Source organism: Geminocystis sp. CENA526 (genome assembly GCF_050753365.1).
Taxonomy (GTDB): Bacteria; Cyanobacteriota; Cyanobacteriia; order Cyanobacteriales; family Cyanobacteriaceae; genus Geminocystis.
The window spans coordinates 1-18841 of sequence record NZ_JBLZFY010000018.1; the positions used below are offsets into that span (position 1 = coordinate 1).

Consider the following 18841-nt stretch of genomic DNA (forward strand, 5'->3'; position numbering starts at 1 on the left):
TAATGAGTAATGAGTAATGAGTAATGAGTAATGAGTAATGAGTAATGAGTAAATAATAAGTGGTTTTTAATTCTTAATTCTCAATTCTCAATTTTCAAGTCTTAATTCTTAATTCTTAATTCTTAATTCTCAATTGTCATTTGTGGATTCTTACAAGATAATGAGTTAATGAAAATTAATATTGAGATTGAGGAGTAACCATCAGTGACTTTAGCTGAATTAATTGAAAAAGGAGGCGTAGCTATATGGCCTCTACTATTTTTATCGATTCTTGCCCTAGGTACTATTATTGAGCGTATCTGGTTTTGGTCAAAAGTATTGCTCAAAGAAGAGCAGATTTTAAATAATATCATGGATGCGGCGACTACTAACTGGGAAAAAACCCAAGAAATCGCCTCTCGTTACCGTACTCATCCTTTAGGTAAATTTCTCAATACCCCTCTACAACTCGATAACCCCGAACCTGAAATCTTCCATTTAGCCTTAGAAACTGGTGCTGATGATGAATTAGCTTTGATGCGTAAAGGGGACAAAATTTTAGAAGGGGTTATTGCTTTATCCCCATTATTAGGACTTTTAGGCACAGTTTTAGGTTTAATTCGTTCTTTAGGTTCAATTTCTTTGAGTGATTTAGGTACAGGAGCAACATCAGGAGTTACTCAAGGGATTGGAGAATCTTTAATTTCTACGGCGGTAGGATTAATCGTTGCTATCACTAGCGTAGTTTTTTATAGGTTATTTCAGGCTTTTTGGTTTAACCAAGTGCGGGTTTTTAGGAAAGCTGGAAGTGATTTAGAAGTAATTTATCGTCAGCGCTGGATTCAACAACAAGAACAAATGAGCATCGGCATTTCTCGCCATGATTAACCATCAATGAGATTTCTTATTATAGATTTCGATCGAAATTAAAATTTTATTATAGTGGTTAGGGCTTTCAGCCTGATTTTTGGAGAACTTTAATCCTCTGATTACCACAATTTATAAAAAAATCTTTATTATTAAAAATATTATTTGTAGCAATAAACCCTATGACTCAATTATCGGAAAAATCCCAAGTATCGGAAACAAAATCTGCCCATCATCATAAATTTGGGGTAAAACCCTTTAAACTATGGCAAGATATTAACTCCCAAGAAGTCAGTATCGAAATTGTACCCATGATTGACGTAATTTTTTGTATTTTGACGTTTTTCATTTTGGCGGCGGTGGGTTTTTCTCGTCAACAGGCAATGAGTTTAAATTTACCCAAAGCTAGTACGGGTACATCTCAAATGCGCGAGATGTTAGTGGTTAGTTTGGATAATCGAGGGCAATTATATTTAGAGAAACAGCCCGTTAGTCAAGTTCAACTCTATAGCGCCATCAGAAACTATCATAGCCTTAACCCTAGTGGATTAATGGTGCTTCATGCTTCCCAAGAAGTTCGTTATAGTCAAGTTATTGAAGTGCTAGATATGCTCAAAGAAGTGGGAGGAGAGAGAGTGGCTTTAGCTACCTTACCGGGTAACTCTCAAGCACCAACTCAAACCGTTGATCCCTATTCTGGTTTTAATCCCTATTATCCTAGTTATCCAGAAAGTTCTCCCACTCCACCCCCTAGTCAACCTCCAGCGCCCGTTTCTCCCACTCCTCCTCCCCTTCCTGCTAATTAGAATTGAAAATGATCATAAAGATAAGAGGGGGAAGCAAAAGTATAAAATTTGTTTTGACTTCTTACTTCTTACTTCTTACTTTTTACTTATTTTTCATTACTCATTAAATTAGTTTGTATTATATATATTGTGAGAATCTAAGGTTAAACTGGTAACTAATATTTTTAATTATTCTATATTTATTTCTTATTTAATTTTTATTACAAATAATGGGTCACACTCAGACGATCGTCTCAGCACAATGGCTCAAAGAAAATCTTGATAATCCTAATGTAAAAATTATTGATTGTCGTTTTCGTCTCTCTGAACCCGATTGGGGTTATCAGCAATATACTAATAGCCATATTTATAATTCTTATTATTTACACTTAAATCACGATCTTGCCAGTCCAGTACAACCTCACGGGGGAAGACATCCTTTACCCGATACCCAAGTTTTAGCGAAGAAATTAGCCTCTATGGGCATTGTTCGTAATGAAACTACTATCGTGGCTTATGATGATTCTCGCTTTGCTTTTGCCTCCCGTTTATGGTGGTTATTACAATATCTCGGTCACGATCGAGTTTTTCTCCTTGATGGTGGTTGGCAAGAATGGACTCGTTTAAACTATCCTGTAACTTCTGAAGTTCCTAAATCTGAATCTAGGGGATTTTTTCCTCATCAACCGTTATCTGATTTAGCGGTAAATATCGATTATGTGCGTCAAAATCAGTTTTCCCCTGATACTGTTATTATTGATGCTCGATCGATCGATCGTTATCTGGGAAAAGTTGAACCAATTGATCCCATTGCCGGTAGTATTCCCACTGCTAAAAATGTTTTTTGGCAAGATATGACTACCTCCGAAGGAAAACTCAAATCTCAGGAAGAATTAACCCAGATTTGGCAAAACTATCAAGATTACAAGGAAATTATTGTTTATTGCGGTTCTGGTGTCACCGCTTGTGTTGACATACTTGCTTTAAAATCCATTGGTGTAGATAATTGTAAATTATATGTAGGTGCTTGGAGCGATTGGTGTTCCTACCCAGAAAATTTTAAATAATTTTTTATAGTTCAATTAAGATTCAAATTGTATTAAAAAATAAATCTCCATCTCATAATCTTTTTTTTTGAAAGAAGGTTACAGGAGGTTAAAATTGTCGTAACTCTCTAAAATTTGGTTCATACTGAATTTTAAAATGTATATTTTGTTACTAATTTATTTTACTTAAAATTAAATATTTTTATTTATATCCATACTATTATTTCTAAAAATTTGAAAATATTAGTAGCAAATATAGTCATAGCTATATTGATCAAAAAACTTATTTTATTTTTATATTTTACTTATTAAATTCAATGTTATTTATATGCAAAATTTTGATCTTAATAATGGAAATTTGAGTATAGCTAAAACCTATTTAGAAATACACTCAGAACTTAATAATAAAGATAATTATTACTCACAAAATAATGATAACAATGGTAATAATCCTAAACCTCAATTAATTCCACGTCCTGAGTATAATCCAGAATATCAAGTTAATTCCACAACTATTATTAATTCGACTACTGAAATTAATAATCATAATAATAACCATCATTATCACCCTAGTAATCAACGATTAAGGGATAGAATTTCTATTTTTGTCGATGGAAATAATATGTTTTATGCTCAACAAAAAAATGGTTGGTTTTTTGATCCCCGTAAAGTAATTGACTATTTTTCGGAAGAATCAGGGTTTATGTTAATTAATGCTTTTTGGTACACTGGTTTAAAAGATTCTCAAGATCAAAGGGGTTTTAGGGATGCTTTAATTAGTCTTGGTTATACTGTACGCACCAAAATTCTTAAAGAATATTACGATGATAGTTCGGGGCGTTTTTCTCAAAAAGCTAATTTAGATATTGAAATCGTGGTAGATATGTTTAATACCGTAGAACAGTACGATCGAGTTGTCTTATTCAGTGGTGACGGCGATTTTGAAAGAGCGATCGAACTTTTAAGATCAAAAAACACTCATATTACTGTAGTATCTACTGATGGCATGATTGCCAGAGAATTGCGTAACGCTACCGATCGATATATTGATCTCAACGAAATTAGAGGTTGTATTGAAAAACGAGACTACTAATTAATTAACAATTAACAATTAACAATTAACAATTAACAATTAACAATTAACAATTGTTATTTAAGGATGTTTTTATATTAATTAATTTGAGAAAAGATGTTTACAAAATTAGTGGTTGCTAGTAGTAATGCTGGTAAAGTTAGGGAAATGCAGGAACTTTTAAGGGATTTTGATTTTGAATTAGCCTTAAAACCTCCCGAATTAGACATAGAAGAAACGGGTAAAACTTTTATGGAAAATGCCATTATTAAAGCCTCTTACATCGCTACTACCTTAAAACAATGGTCGATCGCCGATGATTCTGGTTTAATGGTAAATGCTTTAAATGGACAACCCGGCATTTATTCCGCAAGGTATGGTAAAACGGATTTCGATCGAATCAATAGGTTACTAACTGAATTAAAATATAGTGTAGATCGATCGGCTCAATTTGTCTGTGCCATCGCCATTGCCAATCCAGAAGGGGAAATAGTGATTCAAACAGAGGGAATTTGTGAAGGGGAAATTTTGACGGAAACCAGAGGAGACAACGGTTTTGGCTACGATCCCATTTTTTTTGTTCCCGAAGTTAACCAAACCTTTGCACAAATGCCTTCCGAATTGAAAGAAAAACTAAGTCATCGAGGAAAAGCCTTTGCTAATCTAATACCGTTACTCAAATCCTTTTAAACGCCTTGTTGATGGATTTTTTTAAACAAATCTTGACTAACTAATTCATCTCAGGATTAAATTCGGGTTTCACATGGTGTGGAATTTCTGTCAGTATCTTATTCACAATGTCCTCTGGGGTATCTCGATCGACTATAGTAATGGTAATATCAGCCTGTTGATATAAAGACTCTCTCTGATGTCTTAAATCAGTTAATTTAGCCGTTAAATCTTCTTCTTGTAACAATGGGCGGGTGTTATCGTCTGCGAGTCTTTGAGTTAAAACCTCCACCGGCACATCTAACCAAATAACCATACCATCCCGCAAATGACTCCAGTTGTCTTGACAAAGAATAATACCTCCTCCCGTAGCTATAACCGTGCGAGTATAAGCAGAAACCTCCTTTAAAACATCACTTTCTAATTGACGAAAACTAGCTTCCCCTTCCTCTGCAAAAATTTGACTAATGGTTTTATGACTCAAGGTTTCAATAATGGCATCGGTGTCTAAAAAACGATAACGTAACTTTTGAGCCAATAATTCTCCTACGGTAGTTTTACCTGAACCCATCATACCAATTAAATAAACGTTTAATCCTCTTAAAATGTCCATGAATAGTGAATAGTGAATAGTGGATAATTGTTAATTGTTAATTCTTAATTCTTAATTTTCCCATTGCCTCATTCGCCTTTCGCCATTATTTAACGCATCAAGACGGATGCCCGATCGATCGAGTACAATTAAGCCTAATGCTTCAAGATAGGATTTTACCCTAATAGCTTTTATCCCCAACACTTCGGGGGATATATCTAACACCGTTTCATTATCTTCAACGGCGATAATGGTGGTATTTAACCCACTAAAACTTAAGATAGCACTACCTCCACAGGCACTAGCAGGAATGACTACACTATTAATATCTTCCGCCCAAAGGCTATGGTGATGACGTTGTAAAGTAAATTGGGGCGCTTTGCTTAATCCCACTAATACACAGGATAAAAATGTATATCCTAATTCTTCGGCACTCGATCGAGGTGATATATTAATATCTAAGGGTAAAGGGGATAAAGCTGGAGCGTGGGCGCAGGGTATGTGAAACTCTCTCACCAACAGATGAGAAATAACTGCTTCTGCACCTGCTAACACATCGACACCCTTACCATGACGATAATTCTCTAAGGCTTGGCTATCGGTATCATCGGGAAATCTAGCCACCACCGCTAAAGCATTTACCTTCCCTTCTTGGATTAATTTTTCTCCCGCTCGTAGTAAACTGTCAGGGTGTCCAATTGTACCCCAACTCGCTCCACTTTCTGCGGTTCTCAATTCCACGTTTAAGGCTCGATCGGTGATAATATAGTCTTGAACATTAATGCCTAAAGTCGCCCTCACTCCATCAGCTACTTGCAGATGTCTATATCTCAATTCTGTTTCGATACCCTTATCTAGTATTAAGCCGATTTTGTTTTGGCGCACCGACTCTAAACCCCACTCTCCCGAAGCAAATTTATCTAAACCATAACCCTCTACATAGTCGATATTTTCACATTGCCAATATAAACTTGCCCCATTCATTACGTTGGGATGGGTGATAACTCGATCACACACTTGAGACATCGATCGAGCTACAGGTAAAGCATCTCCAGCATAACCGCCTATGGATGCCCCAATACCAGTGGGAATAATTAAAACAGTACAATAAGGTTTTTTTATCATTTTTAATAGCCATGTTGTAACAGAAAATCAAGGGTTATATCCTGTGGAGTCGCTTTATTTCCTAAACGATGACTAATCAATCGATCGACATATTTTCCCAGTATATCACTTTCTAAATTAACTTCATCCCCCGATCGTAATAAAGATAAATTTGTTTCTTGATAGGTATGGGGTATTACCGCCACTGTAAACCATTTACCATCTCGATCGCAATCAGCAATAGTTAAACTAATACCATTAACCGCAATACTGGCTTTAGAAACGATATAGGGTGAAATATAATCATACCATTGACTTTCGAGGTGAGCAGGAGAAGTAAACGTCATTTCCCACGCTTTTTGACTATTCACCGATTCTAATAAACAACCAACACCATCCACATGACCACTAACAAAATGTCCTCCTATTTTACTCCCTACCCGTAAAGAAGTCTCTAAATTGACCTTTTTATTTTTCTTGGTACTTTCTTTTAAAGTAGTGCGTTGTAGAGTTTCAGGAGAAGCAGTGGCAGTAAAACCATCAGCAGTGATTTTTTCCACCGTCAAACAGATACCATCAACGGCGACACTATCCCCGATGGCTAAATCTGTACTTATGATATTTTGGGTATTTTTATCAATATCAATGGCAAATAAGTCATTCCCTAAAGCCTTGATATTACCCATTCCTTGAATTAAACCTGTAAACACGAGTTAGTGAATAGTTGAGAGTGAATAGTGAGTAGTTGATAGTGAATAGTGAATAGTTATTAATTCCAAATTTTATATTTTCTCTATTCTCGTATTGTCATTGCGAGGCACGAAGCAATCTCCATGAACTTTTACAAATCTGCAATTCCTATTAATTTACCATCTTTTTCTACAAACAATTTATTAACTTTTAGAAATTGCCTTAGCGGCGACAATGCCACCAATAAAACCAAATAAATGTCCTAACCATGATACATGAGGACTAGAAGGCAATACTCCCCAAATCATCCCACCATAGAGAAACACTACGATTAAAGATAGCGCGATCGAGGGTGCATTTTTTTGAAAATAACCCCGTAATAATAAAAAACCTAAATAACCAAAAACTACACCACTAGCGCCAACGGTAATAGAATTAGGTTGGGCAAATAACCAAACTCCCACACCACTGAAAAACATCGAGTAAAGGGTAACGGTAAAAAAGTCTTTCGTATCTTGCAACATTACGAACCATCCCAATATAGCAAAGGGGAGGGTATTAGCGATAAGGTGAGGAAAATCACCATGAAGAAAAGGAGCGAGAATGATACCTCTTAAACCAGTTATATTGCGAGGTATGATACCAAAATAATCTAAACGGGCATTAAATAAAAATTGATCAAGAATTTCGACAATCCAAAAAATAGCGATAAAAGTACCAATAATCGAAAATTGGGTTTTTAACTCTTTCGTAAATGCTTTAAAACTACTTTCACTCATAAATTTTACAATAATGGAGAAGGGGAATGAAACATGACAAATTGAAAATTAGGGTTGCTTGAGATTGATTCAGATTGCTTCGTGCCTCGCAATGACGCAATTAAAGGTTAGGTATTGGGTAAACATTTTTTAATTGTTAATTGTTAATTGTTAATTGTTAATTCCTAATTACTTTCTCCATTTTATATCGATCGAACGGAACTTCTCCATATTTAACGGTTTCTATTTCCACAATATCAAAACCACAGCGAGAAAAAACAGGTTGGGAAAAAAAACTTGCCTCCGCATAAAATCTTTTGATTCCCTTTTGGATTGCCTTGTCTAAAACATAATTTAATAACTTCGTACCGTAACCCTGACGAGTAAAATCAGGATGAACATAAAATGAGGCAATATGTCCATCGTAATGAAAACCACAGAAGCCGATAATTTGTTGAGAATTTTCTAATACATAAGTATCAGCACCTAAAATATAATCCTGAAACTTAATAATATTATTAGCAAAATCAGACCAAGCGATCACTTGTTCATGGGAATATAAACTAGGCGCTAATTTTTGGATACTCAAACGAAAGATTTGTCTTAAAATCTCTACGTCATTATTGTCAGTAGCTAAACGAAACATTAAGTAGATGGGCAAATTAATTGTATGTTTACTTTGTGAAAGGCAAAAGGCAAGAGGCATCGGGGCAGAGGCAACAAAGATTATGGGTTATTTCCTATAATTTAAAAATATACAATCTATTTTGCTTTAGTACTTATTTTTAATTAAAAATTTTGCCTTGATGACAAAAAAACATTGGGACACCTTGACAAAGCAGAACAAATAATAGATAATAAATAGTTACTTATTACTTATTACTTATTACTCTGTCCCGATTTTTTCCTATCCTTTAGGATTGATCGGGACCTTCTCTATGATCCGCAATAGATAAAGCCTTTTCAAAATCCATTCTTTGTTCGGCATTTCTGAGAAAATAACCACTCATCATCGCAGAAGCCAATAAACGACCTAGATTTTCTCGATTGGTACTAACCATAACCCCAAAGTGTTCTGAGGGTAAACTGCCTAACATTCCCATTATATTCCGTTCCATCACCTGAAACACTTCTTGAGATTGAGGTTTAGAAAGTTGACTGATGGTTTCAGGGGTTAATGATTGTAAATATTCTAAAAAACTATTTTCTTCGTCAGCAGGGTTAAAAAATCTATTGTTTTGATTGGTTCTATTATTCATGACTTTTCTCTCTTAATGTTTGTTTACAACAATTAATCTAATATCTATAATGTAGCAATTTTTTTTGAAAGTATAGTTGAGTAAAACCGAACTCAGGCTATAGTAAAACACATATCTAGTTTCAGTATAGCAAATTATTATGAATAAGCCTTTAAATATTACCTTAGATTTACCGATCGAATGGTTAGAAAAAATTGAACATTTAGCGCAATCAAAAAACCTCTCTTTATCACAAGTTATTACTGATATTATTGGTCAATATTTAGGGGATAATTTATACAATAGTCGGCTCGATCGAATGGAACAACAACATCAAGATTTAACTAAAAGATTAACTGTTTTAGAAACCAAAGATTATGATCTTGATAACCTTAAATATCGCTTTGAGATTATGGAAAAATTGATTGCTAGTTTGCAAACTCAAGTTATATCTCGTCCTTTTGATCGAATCGATCGAACTATCATGATACAGGAAGAAATCGAAGACGAACCCGACGAAATTCTCACAGATTTTTTAGATTAAGGCAAAATTCCACATCGATAGATTGTTAATTGTTCATCGATCGCTAATAATAAATTAGAGATAACTAAAATAAAATACTATGGCAACAAAAGAAAGAACTCTCCCTAAATTTGATAACTCCAAAGTTAAAATCACTAAAGAAGAAAGTTTAATTTATTACGAAGACATGGTTTTAGGGCGCTTATTTGAAGATAAATGCGCTGAAATGTATTATCGTGGTAGAATGTTTGGTTTTGTTCACCTTTACAACGGACAAGAAGCCGTATCCAGTGGTATTATAAAATCCTTAAAACCTGATTATGACTATGTTTGCAGTACCTATCGAGATCACGTTCACGCTTTAAGTAGTGGAGTACCGGCTAAAGAAGTTATGGCGGAACTATTCGGAAAAGCGACAGGATGTAGTAAAGGACGTGGTGGTTCAATGCACATGTTTTCCGCAGAACATAAATTATTAGGCGGTTATGCCTTCGTAGCAGAGGGTATCCCCGTGGCAACGGGTACAGCTTATCAAAGTATGTATCGCCGTTTAGCAATGGGTGACAAGGATTTTGATCAAGTTACCGTATGCTTTTTTGGTGATGGTGCAAGTAATAATGGTCAATTTTTTGAATGTCTTAACATGGCGGCATTATGGAAATTACCCATTATCTATGTAGTAGAAAACAATAAATGGGCGATCGGCATGGCACACGATCGAGCTACTTCTCAACCTGAAATCTATAAAAAAGCTAGTGTATTTAACATGGAAGGCTATGAAGTGGACGGTATGGATTTATTAGCTGTGCGAGATGTGGCACAAAGAGCGATCGAACGTGCTAGAGCTGGAGAAGGTCCCACTTTAATTGAAGCGTTAACCTATCGTTTTCGTGGGCATTCTTTAGCTGATCCAGACGAATTAAGAGATCCCCAAGAGAAAGAATTTTGGAATGCTAGAGACCCGATCATTAAATTTGCCAATTATTTAACTAAAAATAACATTGTCACTCAAGCTGAATTAGATGCTATTGACAAAAAAGTACAAAAAACCATTGACGAAGCGGTAGAATTTGCGGAAGCCAGTCCCGAACCCGATCCTAGCGAATTATATCGTTATATTTTCGCCGAAGACTAATCAAGAATGAAGAATGAAGAATGAAGAATGAAGAATGAAGAAGTAGTTATAGGAGATAAATCAATGAATCAACGTGTAATGAATTACACGTCTAACAAAATCATGTTCAATAAATTGAACTCTAAATTATTGGTTAAAAACTATACACTCTTCACTATACATTGTAGTTTATTTACTATACACTGATGAAGCGTCATTGGCAATTTATTTACGCCGTTTTAAAAATCATCTTTCGTCATCCCGTACTAGGGGTAACTCTTGTACCTGTGTTGCCTAATGGTGATATTGTTTTAGTTTATCGCCGTGATACAAAACAATGGAGTTTACCCGGTGGTATGGTGGATTGGGGAGAAGACATACCCAGTACGATCGATCGGGAATTAAAAGAAGAAACGGGATTAGAATTAGTAAAAATGGGGCGTTTAGTGGGGGTATATTCGGCGTTCGATCGAGATCCCCGTCTTCACTCTATCTCTATACTAATAGAAACCCAAGTCACAGGAGAAATGAAAGTTGAAGATACGAGGGAAATTTTAGAGGTAAAAGCCTTCTCAAAAGAGAGTCTTCCTTTAGGTAATTTAGCTCATGATCACGATCGACAAATTCAAGACTATTTTAATAAAAATACTCCTCAAATATGTTAATTAAGATAGAAAATCGATCGTTTTTTAAGTAAAAAATAATTACATTAATTTTAAGATAATATATATATATGAGAGGAAAATCTGTAAAGACTTTTTATCAACAAGCAATTGATAATTTTAAACAAGGAAACTATCGTGAAGTTGAAAAAATTTGTCGTATCGTATTAAGAGAAAAACCTGATATTATTGAATTTCAGAAACTCTTAGAAAAAACCCGTAATCAACTTTGTCAATTAACTTATAAAGAATCTTCATCACAATTTTCGGCTCTAATTACGATTAATATTAGACCGAATCAACCGCTACCTATTTATTTTGATACTGTTCCTAAATTTAATATTTGTCTTTTTGATTTTACAGGAGAAAATTACTTTCCTAACTTACCCTATCCTATAACTTATTATTTTTCCCAAAAAACACAAGGAAAAGGTGAAATAATGCAAATTTTATCAGAAAAATTACCTAATACTTTTTCTTATTATGGTTTTATTGATCACGATGTTTTACTTTCTATTAGTGACATTAATAAAATGCTATTTATTGCTGAAATTTTTAATTTAGATTTATTTCAACCTAGTTTATCCCTTGATAGTTACGTTAATTTTCCCCATTTATTCCACAAAACGGGTTATCTGATCAAAGAGTCCAATTTTGTTGAAGTAATGATGCCTTTTTTTCTAATTATGGTTACTTAAAAAGCAAAGAATTTTTTTATGAAAGTCTTAGTGGATGGGGCATAGACTTTGTTTTTTCCCATAAGTTATTTGAAGTAGAAAGGAAAATAGCTATTATCCATGATGTCATTGCAGGACATAAAAAACCAGTGGAATCAATTCATTGGGTACTGTCTAATGGCATTACTCCTAAACATGAATTACATAACATTAAAAATAAATATCATCTCCATAATTTTAAAATGTTTTAAGCTAGAAAATCTACTCAAAGTAATTTAATGAATAACAGATTCAGAAGCAGGAAATAATAAGGGTAAATTAGCTAAAACATCAACATACCACCACCAAGAAGTTGGGGAGATATTTTCTGATTCTCTTTTCTTTTTTAAATCGATTAAAGTTGATAATTCAGCATAAAATTTTTGAGAATTTTTTATTAGTAATTGATCAGCTAAAGATAATTGTTTTTTTTGATCCTCACTTAATTCTATTTCTATTAAGGCTAATTGATCTCTAATTTGTAAAGTTTCTAAATGTTCAAATCCACTAACGTCAGGATATTTGACATTAATTTGATAACTTTGTAATAATTCTTCTTTCATGATTTTAACTCCTTTAATACTCCAAGATATTTGAACGATAATTGACTTAGGCAAGATGTTGGATTATCTGGGGGAAATGCAGTTTCCATAATCCCTTCCATATTAAACATCACTAACCAAAGATAATCTTTGTACATAGCCACAATAGTAGGATATATAGAATTATTGTATTGATAGAGATATAATTGTGCGTCTGATTTATTAATGACACTTAATATTATGAACTCATATCCATCTATCGTACAGTTAGGAGGTAAATGTTTACGAGCAATTCTTTTTTTTAGATGAATTTCTGCCTTTTGATGTTTCCAAATAATTTGAGTTTTTACTAATTCAATAACCAGTAAAATATCATTAATTATTATATCTCTTGATTGTTCCATGAAGGGAAAAATTTAGGGCTTATCTTTTTTATGGTATTATCTGTTAGTATTGCTCATTATCGTCTATTTTTTATTCATAAATATAGCTATTTTTTCGACAGCTTCTTGTAAAATTTCGGGCGGTTTTACTAAAGCAAATCTTACATACCCTTCTCCATTATTGCCAAAACCTGCACCGGGAGATAAAGCCACACCTGTTTTTTTGACTAATTCTACACAAAAATCGATCGAATCTTGTTCCCATGCTTTCGGTAGTTTTGCCCAAACATATAAAGTTGCTGAAGGTGTCGGTACATCCCAACCAATATTATGTAATGCTTTGATTAAAAAATCTCTCCTTTCTTGATAGGTTTTCACTGTTTTTTCCACACATTCTTGAGAGGATGTTAACGCAGTAATTGCACCATTTAAAATCCCTTTATATTGGTTAAAATCAACTACAGATTTAATTTGTTTTAAACCAGTAATTAATTGAGGATTACCAATAGCAAAACCAATTCTAAAACCGCCCATATTATAAGATTTTGAAAAGGTAAAAAATTCGATCGAAACCTCTTTTTTAGTATCAACTTGTAAAACCGAAGGGGGCTTATTTTCGTCAAAAACTATATCCATATAGGGGAAATCATGGACTAAAACGATATTATTACTTTTACAAAATTGAACGGCAGACTCAAAAAAATCTAAAGAAGCAGTGGCACTGGTGGGGTTATGAGGGTAATTTAAAACCATCATTTTCGCCTTGTTTAAAATCTCTTGAGGAATATCATTAAATTGAGGTAAAAAATTATTTTCAGCTAATAAAGCTAAAGTATAAATTTGTCCTCCAGCTAGATAAATTCCTCCTGCATGGGAAGGATACCCCGGATCAAGTAATAATGCGTAATCTCCTGAATTAAGAATAGCTAAAGGTAAATGAGCAGTACCTTCTTGGCAACCAATTAAAGGTAAAATTTCTGTTTGCCAATCGACAAAAACACCGAATCTTTTTTCATACCAATTAGCGACAACTTTCCTAAATTCTGCCGTGCCACCATGCAATAAATAACCATGATTTTCTGGATTATTTAAAGATTGCTCGATCGAACTGATAATATGTGAAGGAGTTGGTAAATCTGATGAACCTAACGATAAATCTATAATAGTTTTTCCTAGTAAAATAGCCTCAGTTTTCGCCTTATCCATATCAGCAAAAACATTTTTTGCTAAGGGTTTTATTCTCTCTGATAATTGCATAAATAATTTAAGTTTTTATGATCTTGTTGGCGAAACAAATCTTAATATAAAACTTGACAAAAAAATTGGTTTTGTGCAACGACTCGCTTCGCAATAAATGATCCTGTTGGCGAAATAAATCTTAACATAAAACTTGACAAAAAATTGATTTTGTGTAATGACTGCCTAGCAATCCGACAAGGTTAATATTACTCGCTTCGCAATAAATTGACGAAGCTAATAGCAAAAATCTACTAAAGTGATTTCATAAACATTGTTTTTAATTAAAATATTTTAGCAATACGTTGTTTTACATTAAAATTAGTCGCTTTAGCTGACTTGTGCTATTAGCCATGAAATTTATTTCTTGGCGGATTATGAAATATTACCTAGATTTTTATTTCAGTACAAATCGTTGCACAAACTAGCTTATCTTGGTTTAATAGTAATCATGTTCTCGTTGCAATTGGGGCATAGCTAGTTCAAAATTAGAAGGGTCTCGTAGAAAACGAAAAGCCTCCTCTTCTAAACGATGGATTTGATAACCTTCAATGACATTAGTTAGACGCAGACAAGCGAGATACCCTTCCATGTATATTCTTAACTCTTCATAGCGACTACCTCTATGCCATAAATCCACCATTCCATCAGTTAGTTTTTGATAGTATCGAATAACAAAGGGATCTGTGAGCATAATTTTTCTTATTATCGGTTTATATTAAATTGATAGTTATGAAATACGATGCTTTCATATTTTTATTGTACCCTAATTACCCGGAAAGCCTACATACCAGAAATATGTCACCATAGGAATTAAGGTAGCTAATCCTAACAGTACAACCATCCAGATAGTAGCATTTCGATCGTCCGTTTCTTCGGCGGTGGCAAATGTACCCTCAATGTTGATTTCTTTCACTTGAGGAGGACCTGGGTCTTCTTGACCAGACAAAACGGCGACAACTCGATCGCTCATATCTATTAAAGCCTGATTGTATTGTAAATTTTTCAAAGGTACAGTTACAGTTTCCTTCAATACACTGTCAGTAATTTCAGGGGTTAAAAGGGAAGTTACTTGGGTGCGAAGGGCGGTACGATTGGTTAGAGTATCTAAGACGAATAAAGTTTGATTTTGTTGCTCTTGGGGGGTAGGATACCATTGAGAGAACAATTCATCGGTAAAAGTGTCGATGGTTTCACCATAATCGAGACGATTGATAACGACTATGCGCACCTCATTTCCTGTGGTAAGAGCTAAATCTTCTAATTCATTGTCTAAAGTGCTTTCTGTGGTTTTGCTGATGGCTTCGGCGTTATCCACAATCCAAATATCTTCTCCTGCATTAATTACAGGTAAATCATAAACTCCAGTGGCAAAAGCGGAGTTAATCCCCATAGTAAATAACAGTAATAAGGAAAAAGAAAAACTGAGAATGATAGCGTTTACTTTTCTCATAATTTATGATTCCAGTATGTAAATAATTCCCCTATTATCTCATGTTATGGGGATGATGAAAAAAAAATTTGTTTTATTTTACTTGATTACATTGAAACCATTTTACCGATCGATCGATCGCTTCATCGATGTTAGTTTGAGGTAAACCCAATTCTCGAACAGCTTTACTAGAATCATAGTACATAAATTGTCCAGACATTTTCACCCCCTCTAAAGCAATAGAAGGGGTTTTACCGAATTTGCTTAATACATATTCATCCATGAAAGCAACGCTTAAAGGAAGCCAGAGAGGAAATTCAATTTGCGGAGGTTTTTTATTAGTAATAATTGCCAATTTTTCGAGGAATTGAGATAAAGTTAAATTTTGATTTCCTAAGATATAACGTTCACCTGTTTTTCCTTTTTGTAAAGCTAAAATATGTCCTTTTGCTACGTCTTGAACATCGATAAAATTCAAACCAGTATTGACAAAACCGGGCATATTATCCGTAAGAAATCTAACAATTATTTCCCCCGTAGGAGTTGGTTTAATGTCATATTCTCCTATGGGAGTGCTAGGATTAACTATAACTATATCTTGACCATTTTTTACCGCTAAATGAGCTTCTTGTTCAGCATAATATTTGGATTTTTTATAGTTACCTATCAATTTTTCCACTGGAGATTGATAATTTTCATCAGTTAATATAGCATCTTTTCTCAGTCCGATCGCCGCCACAGAGCTTGTATAAACTGTGCGTTTGATTCCTGCTTTTTTCGCACATTGTAAAATATTTCTTGTGCCTAAAACATTATTTTGATATAATAAATCTTTGTCTTTTGACCATAAAGAATAGTGAGCGGCGACATGAAATAAATAATCACAATCTAGCATTTTTTGAGCTAAATTTTCATCATTTAAACTACCTTCTACTAACTCAATATCTAAGTTTTTAACATTAGCTAAGTTACTATTTTTTCTAACTAAAGCCTTTACTTGATAATTTTCTTTTAATAACGATCGAGCGATATTTGCCCCGACAAAACCCGTTGCTCCCGTGATAAAAATTTTTTCTTTTTTTGTATTCATAAAAGAGAATTTATTTGTATAAAAGTCTCATCGATATTAATAAATATCAATCATAGTTATTAATTATACTCCTCGTTACCTTATTTATGCCTTTAATTCTCAGGGTATTGATAAATAAATCATAATTTTTCCTAACAATCATTATAGTATAGTTATAATTGATAATCCAAGTTGTTAACCATGAAATTATAGGTTAAAAATTAGGTTCGATCGAACCCTAAGAACTAATTTTAGACAAAAATAAACATAAAAAATATGGATAATATGATAGATTCTCTAGTTATTAAATTTTATAAAGAAGGAAAAATCAATCAATTTATTAATATTTACGAAAAATTAATTATTAACGATAATAGTGAGATAAATAATTATTGGTATTTAGGTATTGCCTATTTATTAAATAATCAAATAGATATGGCTCAATCTATCTGGATGTCAGTATTATGGGAAGGTGAAAATCTCGATCGAGATACGCAAAAATTAATTAATATTCTGCAAAAATTAGCTCATAATTTAATGCAATTAAAGTGTTATCAAGAAGCAAAATTATGCTATGAGCAGTTAATTAATTTAGAAGAAGAAAACTTAGTTAATTATAAATATTTATTAGATATAACTTTATATCTAGGTAATGACAACGAAGCTGAAATTATTTTTAAATATTTAATTGAGGCAGAATATCCAAATCATAATCTTTATTTAGAATATGCTCGATTTTTAGCTCAACAATATCGTTTTGAAGAATTATTTTTAACCTTAAAACAGGGTATTAAAAAATTTCCTCATGAGCAGAATTTATATTTAGCAATGTTTCAATTTCTCAAAAATAATGGCAGGGTAAAAGAGTCGATCGAATTTGCTGAAAAAGGATTAGAATTAAATCCTAATAATATAATTTATCAATTAGAAAATGCAAAAATATTACCGATACTTTATGAAACAGAAACAGAAATAGAATCTTATCGACATAGATTTATTGAGCATTTAGAAAATCTATCTAAAAATTTATCTTTAAGTAATGATATAGAAAGAAAAAATGCTTTGATGGCTATTAATTTAAGTACTAATTTTTATCTCCAATATCAAGGTAAAAATGATCTAAATATACAAAAATTATATAGTCAATTAGTGCAAAAAATAGTTAATATCAATTACTCTCAAATTAATCATTTAAATTCTTATCAAACAAAAGAGATTAAAATAAAATTAGGAATTATTTCTTGTCATTTTAGAGATCATAATGGAGCTAATTGGGCATTAGGTTGGGTAAAATTACTAGATAAAAATAGATTTATTATTAACTGCTATTACTTAGAAAATTTAAAAGACAATATAACTGAAGATTTTATCAAATATAGTGACAATTTTTATTTTTGTACATCAGATTTAACAACAAATATAGAAACAGTTATTAAGGATGAATTAGATGTTTTAATCTATACAGATATAGGCATGAAACCTATTACTACTATTTTAGCTAGTTTACGACTTGCATCTATTCAGTGTGTAACTTTAGGACATCCAATTACTTCGGGTTTATCGACGATCGACTATTATATATCTAGGGAATTAATGGAAACGAAAAATAGTCAAGATTATTATACAGAAAAATTATTTTTATTACCAAAAATTGGTCTTTATTTAGAGGAAATAGGTGTACCGAAAACACCTAAAACAAGAGAAGAATTTGGTTTTGATAATAACTCGATTCTTTATTTATCTACTCAATCTTTATTCAAATATTTACCTCAATTTGACTATATTTATCCTGAGATTGCTCAAAAAGTTTCCATGGCAAAATTTATTTTTATTGAATTTCCTATTAGTAAATATGTCAATTATTTATTTAGAAAAAGATTAAGAAAAGCCTTTGCTAAATATAAGCTAAATTATCAAGATTATTGTGTTATTTTACCTCGTTTAAATGAGGAAGAATTTATGAGTTTACATTTAATTGGGGATATTTTTCTAGACACTTTTACTTGGTCAGCAGATAATACTTGTAGATTAGCGGTTAGTTATAATTTACCTATTGTCACTTGTCCGGGAGAGTTTATGAGGGGGCGACATTCCTATGGAATTTTAAAAATGATTGAGGTGGAAGATACTATTACTTATTCAGAAAAAGAGTATATAGAGACGGCGATAAAACTAGGAAATAATGAGCAGTGGCGACAGGAAATAATTGATAAAATGAAGGTTAATAAATATAAGTTATTCTATGATTTAGATTGTATTCAAGCATTAGAAACATTTTTAATTCAAGTTGTTAACGATGAAATTATAGGTTAAAAATTACGTTCGATCGAATCCTTAGCAAAAATTTTAGATGAAAACTGGTTG

The 18841-nt window shown here is 32.8% G+C and carries 22 protein-coding genes; 10 read left to right on the forward strand and 12 right to left on the reverse strand.

What is annotated here, in order from left to right; genetic code table 11:
• The first annotated feature begins 204 nt into the window (after positions 1–204).
• The 5 genes from ACN4EE_RS07230 to rdgB all read left to right on the forward strand — a co-directional run bounded on the left by ACN4EE_RS07230 (position 205) and on the right by rdgB (position 4439).
• Complete coding sequence (locus ACN4EE_RS07230) at positions 205–867, forward strand: MotA/TolQ/ExbB proton channel family protein (RefSeq protein ID WP_431705744.1); 663 nt, start codon at positions 205–207, stop codon at positions 865–867.
• Between the two features lie 161 nt (positions 868–1028).
• Entirely contained in the window at positions 1029–1652 is a 624-nt protein-coding gene (locus ACN4EE_RS07235) for an ExbD/TolR family protein (RefSeq protein ID WP_431705745.1), read from the forward strand.
• A 209-nt stretch (positions 1653–1861) separates the two neighbouring features.
• Positions 1862–2698, forward strand: a complete 837-nt coding sequence (locus ACN4EE_RS07240; RefSeq protein WP_431705746.1) for a sulfurtransferase — start codon at positions 1862–1864, stop codon at positions 2696–2698.
• A gap of 514 nt (positions 2699–3212) precedes the next feature.
• Complete coding sequence (locus ACN4EE_RS07245) at positions 3213–3770, forward strand: LabA-like NYN domain-containing protein (protein WP_431705811.1); 558 nt, start codon at positions 3213–3215, stop codon at positions 3768–3770.
• A 96-nt stretch (positions 3771–3866) separates the two neighbouring features.
• Positions 3867–4439 (forward strand): RdgB/HAM1 family non-canonical purine NTP pyrophosphatase, encoded by a 573-nt coding sequence (rdgB, locus tag ACN4EE_RS07250; protein ID WP_431705747.1) that lies wholly within the window; start codon positions 3867–3869, stop codon positions 4437–4439.
• A 40-nt stretch (positions 4440–4479) separates the two neighbouring features.
• Here the strand turns inward: rdgB and ACN4EE_RS07255 are convergent, their stop codons facing one another.
• The 6 genes from ACN4EE_RS07255 to ACN4EE_RS07280 all read right to left on the reverse strand — a co-directional run bounded on the left by ACN4EE_RS07255 (position 4480) and on the right by ACN4EE_RS07280 (position 8821).
• Complete coding sequence (locus ACN4EE_RS07255) at positions 4480–5049, reverse strand: shikimate kinase (RefSeq protein WP_431705812.1); 570 nt, start codon at positions 5047–5049, stop codon at positions 4480–4482.
• 33 nt (positions 5050–5082) lie between these two features.
• The gene (locus tag ACN4EE_RS07260; RefSeq protein WP_431705748.1) at positions 5083–6135 is read right to left on the reverse strand and encodes a DUF3326 domain-containing protein; all 1053 of its coding nucleotides are present in this window, start codon (positions 6133–6135) and stop codon (positions 5083–5085) included.
• Positions 6136–6137: 2 nt separating this feature from the next.
• Complete coding sequence (ribE, locus tag ACN4EE_RS07265) at positions 6138–6824, reverse strand: riboflavin synthase (protein ID WP_431705749.1); 687 nt, start codon at positions 6822–6824, stop codon at positions 6138–6140.
• Between the two features lie 183 nt (positions 6825–7007).
• Positions 7008–7583, reverse strand: coding sequence for a rhomboid family intramembrane serine protease (locus ACN4EE_RS07270; RefSeq protein WP_431705750.1), 576 nt, complete (start codon positions 7581–7583; stop codon positions 7008–7010).
• Between the two features lie 157 nt (positions 7584–7740).
• On the reverse strand, positions 7741–8208 hold the full coding sequence (locus ACN4EE_RS07275; RefSeq protein ID WP_431705751.1) for a GNAT family N-acetyltransferase: 468 nt from the start codon (positions 8206–8208) through the stop codon (positions 7741–7743).
• A 268-nt stretch (positions 8209–8476) separates the two neighbouring features.
• A complete protein-coding gene (locus ACN4EE_RS07280) occupies positions 8477–8821 on the reverse strand; it encodes a DUF760 domain-containing protein (RefSeq protein WP_431705752.1) in 345 nt (114 codons plus the stop codon).
• A gap of 139 nt (positions 8822–8960) precedes the next feature.
• Here ACN4EE_RS07280 and ACN4EE_RS07285 point away from each other — a divergent pair, with 139 nt between their 5' ends.
• The 4 genes from ACN4EE_RS07285 to ACN4EE_RS07300 all read left to right on the forward strand — a co-directional run bounded on the left by ACN4EE_RS07285 (position 8961) and on the right by ACN4EE_RS07300 (position 11797).
• Complete coding sequence (locus tag ACN4EE_RS07285; protein WP_431705753.1) at positions 8961–9344, forward strand: hypothetical protein; 384 nt, start codon at positions 8961–8963, stop codon at positions 9342–9344.
• A 79-nt stretch (positions 9345–9423) separates the two neighbouring features.
• The gene (gene pdhA, locus ACN4EE_RS07290; protein WP_431705754.1) at positions 9424–10458 is read left to right on the forward strand and encodes a pyruvate dehydrogenase (acetyl-transferring) E1 component subunit alpha; all 1035 of its coding nucleotides are present in this window, start codon (positions 9424–9426) and stop codon (positions 10456–10458) included.
• Between the two features lie 185 nt (positions 10459–10643).
• On the forward strand, positions 10644–11102 hold the full coding sequence (locus ACN4EE_RS07295) for an NUDIX hydrolase (protein ID WP_431705755.1): 459 nt from the start codon (positions 10644–10646) through the stop codon (positions 11100–11102).
• 68 nt (positions 11103–11170) lie between these two features.
• A complete protein-coding gene (locus ACN4EE_RS07300; protein WP_431705756.1) occupies positions 11171–11797 on the forward strand; it encodes a hypothetical protein in 627 nt (208 codons plus the stop codon).
• A 254-nt stretch (positions 11798–12051) separates the two neighbouring features.
• Here the strand turns inward: ACN4EE_RS07300 and ACN4EE_RS07305 are convergent, their stop codons facing one another.
• The 6 genes from ACN4EE_RS07305 to hpnA form a co-directional block, all read right to left on the reverse strand.
• The gene (locus ACN4EE_RS07305) at positions 12052–12378 is read right to left on the reverse strand and encodes a hypothetical protein (protein ID WP_431705757.1); all 327 of its coding nucleotides are present in this window, start codon (positions 12376–12378) and stop codon (positions 12052–12054) included.
• A complete protein-coding gene (locus ACN4EE_RS07310; RefSeq protein WP_431705758.1) occupies positions 12375–12761 on the reverse strand; it encodes a hypothetical protein in 387 nt (128 codons plus the stop codon). The genes ACN4EE_RS07305 and ACN4EE_RS07310 overlap by 4 nt, the downstream gene beginning before the upstream one ends.
• A gap of 63 nt (positions 12762–12824) precedes the next feature.
• On the reverse strand, positions 12825–13997 hold the full coding sequence (locus ACN4EE_RS07315) for an LL-diaminopimelate aminotransferase (protein ID WP_431705759.1): 1173 nt from the start codon (positions 13995–13997) through the stop codon (positions 12825–12827).
• 418 nt (positions 13998–14415) lie between these two features.
• On the reverse strand, positions 14416–14670 hold the full coding sequence (locus ACN4EE_RS07320; protein ID WP_431705760.1) for a DUF6761 family protein: 255 nt from the start codon (positions 14668–14670) through the stop codon (positions 14416–14418).
• A gap of 72 nt (positions 14671–14742) precedes the next feature.
• Entirely contained in the window at positions 14743–15429 is a 687-nt protein-coding gene (gene psb32 / locus ACN4EE_RS07325) for a photosystem II repair protein Psb32 (RefSeq protein ID WP_431705761.1), read from the reverse strand.
• A gap of 73 nt (positions 15430–15502) precedes the next feature.
• Positions 15503–16498: a hopanoid-associated sugar epimerase gene (gene hpnA / locus ACN4EE_RS07330; protein WP_431705762.1), complete on the reverse strand. Its 996-nt coding sequence runs from the start codon at positions 16496–16498 to the stop codon at positions 15503–15505.
• A 255-nt stretch (positions 16499–16753) separates the two neighbouring features.
• Between hpnA and ACN4EE_RS07335 the strand changes: the two genes are divergently transcribed.
• On the forward strand, positions 16754–18790 hold the full coding sequence (locus ACN4EE_RS07335) for an O-linked N-acetylglucosamine transferase, SPINDLY family protein (protein ID WP_431705763.1): 2037 nt from the start codon (positions 16754–16756) through the stop codon (positions 18788–18790).
• The last annotated feature ends 51 nt before the right edge of the window (positions 18791–18841 follow it).

What these genes read in the sequence shown, in the direction of transcription:
- ACN4EE_RS07235 (WP_431705745.1), top strand. Translation starts at nt 1,029, where the DNA reads ATGACTCAATTATCGGAAAAATCCCAAGTATCGGAAACAAAATCTGCC.
- ACN4EE_RS07240 (WP_431705746.1), top strand. Translation starts at nt 1,862, where the DNA reads ATGGGTCACACTCAGACGATCGTCTCAGCACAATGGCTCAAAGAAAAT.
- rdgB (WP_431705747.1), top strand. Translation starts at nt 3,867, where the DNA reads ATGTTTACAAAATTAGTGGTTGCTAGTAGTAATGCTGGTAAAGTTAGG.
- ACN4EE_RS07260 (WP_431705748.1), bottom strand. Translation starts at nt 6,135, where the DNA reads ATGATAAAAAAACCTTATTGTACTGTTTTAATTATTCCCACTGGTATT.
- ACN4EE_RS07270 (WP_431705750.1), bottom strand. Translation starts at nt 7,583, where the DNA reads ATGAGTGAAAGTAGTTTTAAAGCATTTACGAAAGAGTTAAAAACCCAA.
- ACN4EE_RS07275 (WP_431705751.1), bottom strand. Translation starts at nt 8,208, where the DNA reads ATGTTTCGTTTAGCTACTGACAATAATGACGTAGAGATTTTAAGACAA.
- ACN4EE_RS07280 (WP_431705752.1), bottom strand. Translation starts at nt 8,821, where the DNA reads ATGAATAATAGAACCAATCAAAACAATAGATTTTTTAACCCTGCTGAC.
- ACN4EE_RS07285 (WP_431705753.1), top strand. Translation starts at nt 8,961, where the DNA reads ATGAATAAGCCTTTAAATATTACCTTAGATTTACCGATCGAATGGTTA.
- pdhA (WP_431705754.1), top strand. Translation starts at nt 9,424, where the DNA reads ATGGCAACAAAAGAAAGAACTCTCCCTAAATTTGATAACTCCAAAGTT.
- ACN4EE_RS07295 (WP_431705755.1), top strand. Translation starts at nt 10,644, where the DNA reads ATGAAGCGTCATTGGCAATTTATTTACGCCGTTTTAAAAATCATCTTT.
- ACN4EE_RS07300 (WP_431705756.1), top strand. Translation starts at nt 11,171, where the DNA reads ATGAGAGGAAAATCTGTAAAGACTTTTTATCAACAAGCAATTGATAAT.
- ACN4EE_RS07305 (WP_431705757.1), bottom strand. Translation starts at nt 12,378, where the DNA reads ATGAAAGAAGAATTATTACAAAGTTATCAAATTAATGTCAAATATCCT.
- ACN4EE_RS07310 (WP_431705758.1), bottom strand. Translation starts at nt 12,761, where the DNA reads ATGGAACAATCAAGAGATATAATAATTAATGATATTTTACTGGTTATT.
- ACN4EE_RS07315 (WP_431705759.1), bottom strand. Translation starts at nt 13,997, where the DNA reads ATGCAATTATCAGAGAGAATAAAACCCTTAGCAAAAAATGTTTTTGCT.
- ACN4EE_RS07320 (WP_431705760.1), bottom strand. Translation starts at nt 14,670, where the DNA reads ATGCTCACAGATCCCTTTGTTATTCGATACTATCAAAAACTAACTGAT.
- psb32 (WP_431705761.1), bottom strand. Translation starts at nt 15,429, where the DNA reads ATGAGAAAAGTAAACGCTATCATTCTCAGTTTTTCTTTTTCCTTATTA.
- hpnA (WP_431705762.1), bottom strand. Translation starts at nt 16,498, where the DNA reads ATGAATACAAAAAAAGAAAAAATTTTTATCACGGGAGCAACGGGTTTT.
- ACN4EE_RS07335 (WP_431705763.1), top strand. Translation starts at nt 16,754, where the DNA reads ATGGATAATATGATAGATTCTCTAGTTATTAAATTTTATAAAGAAGGA.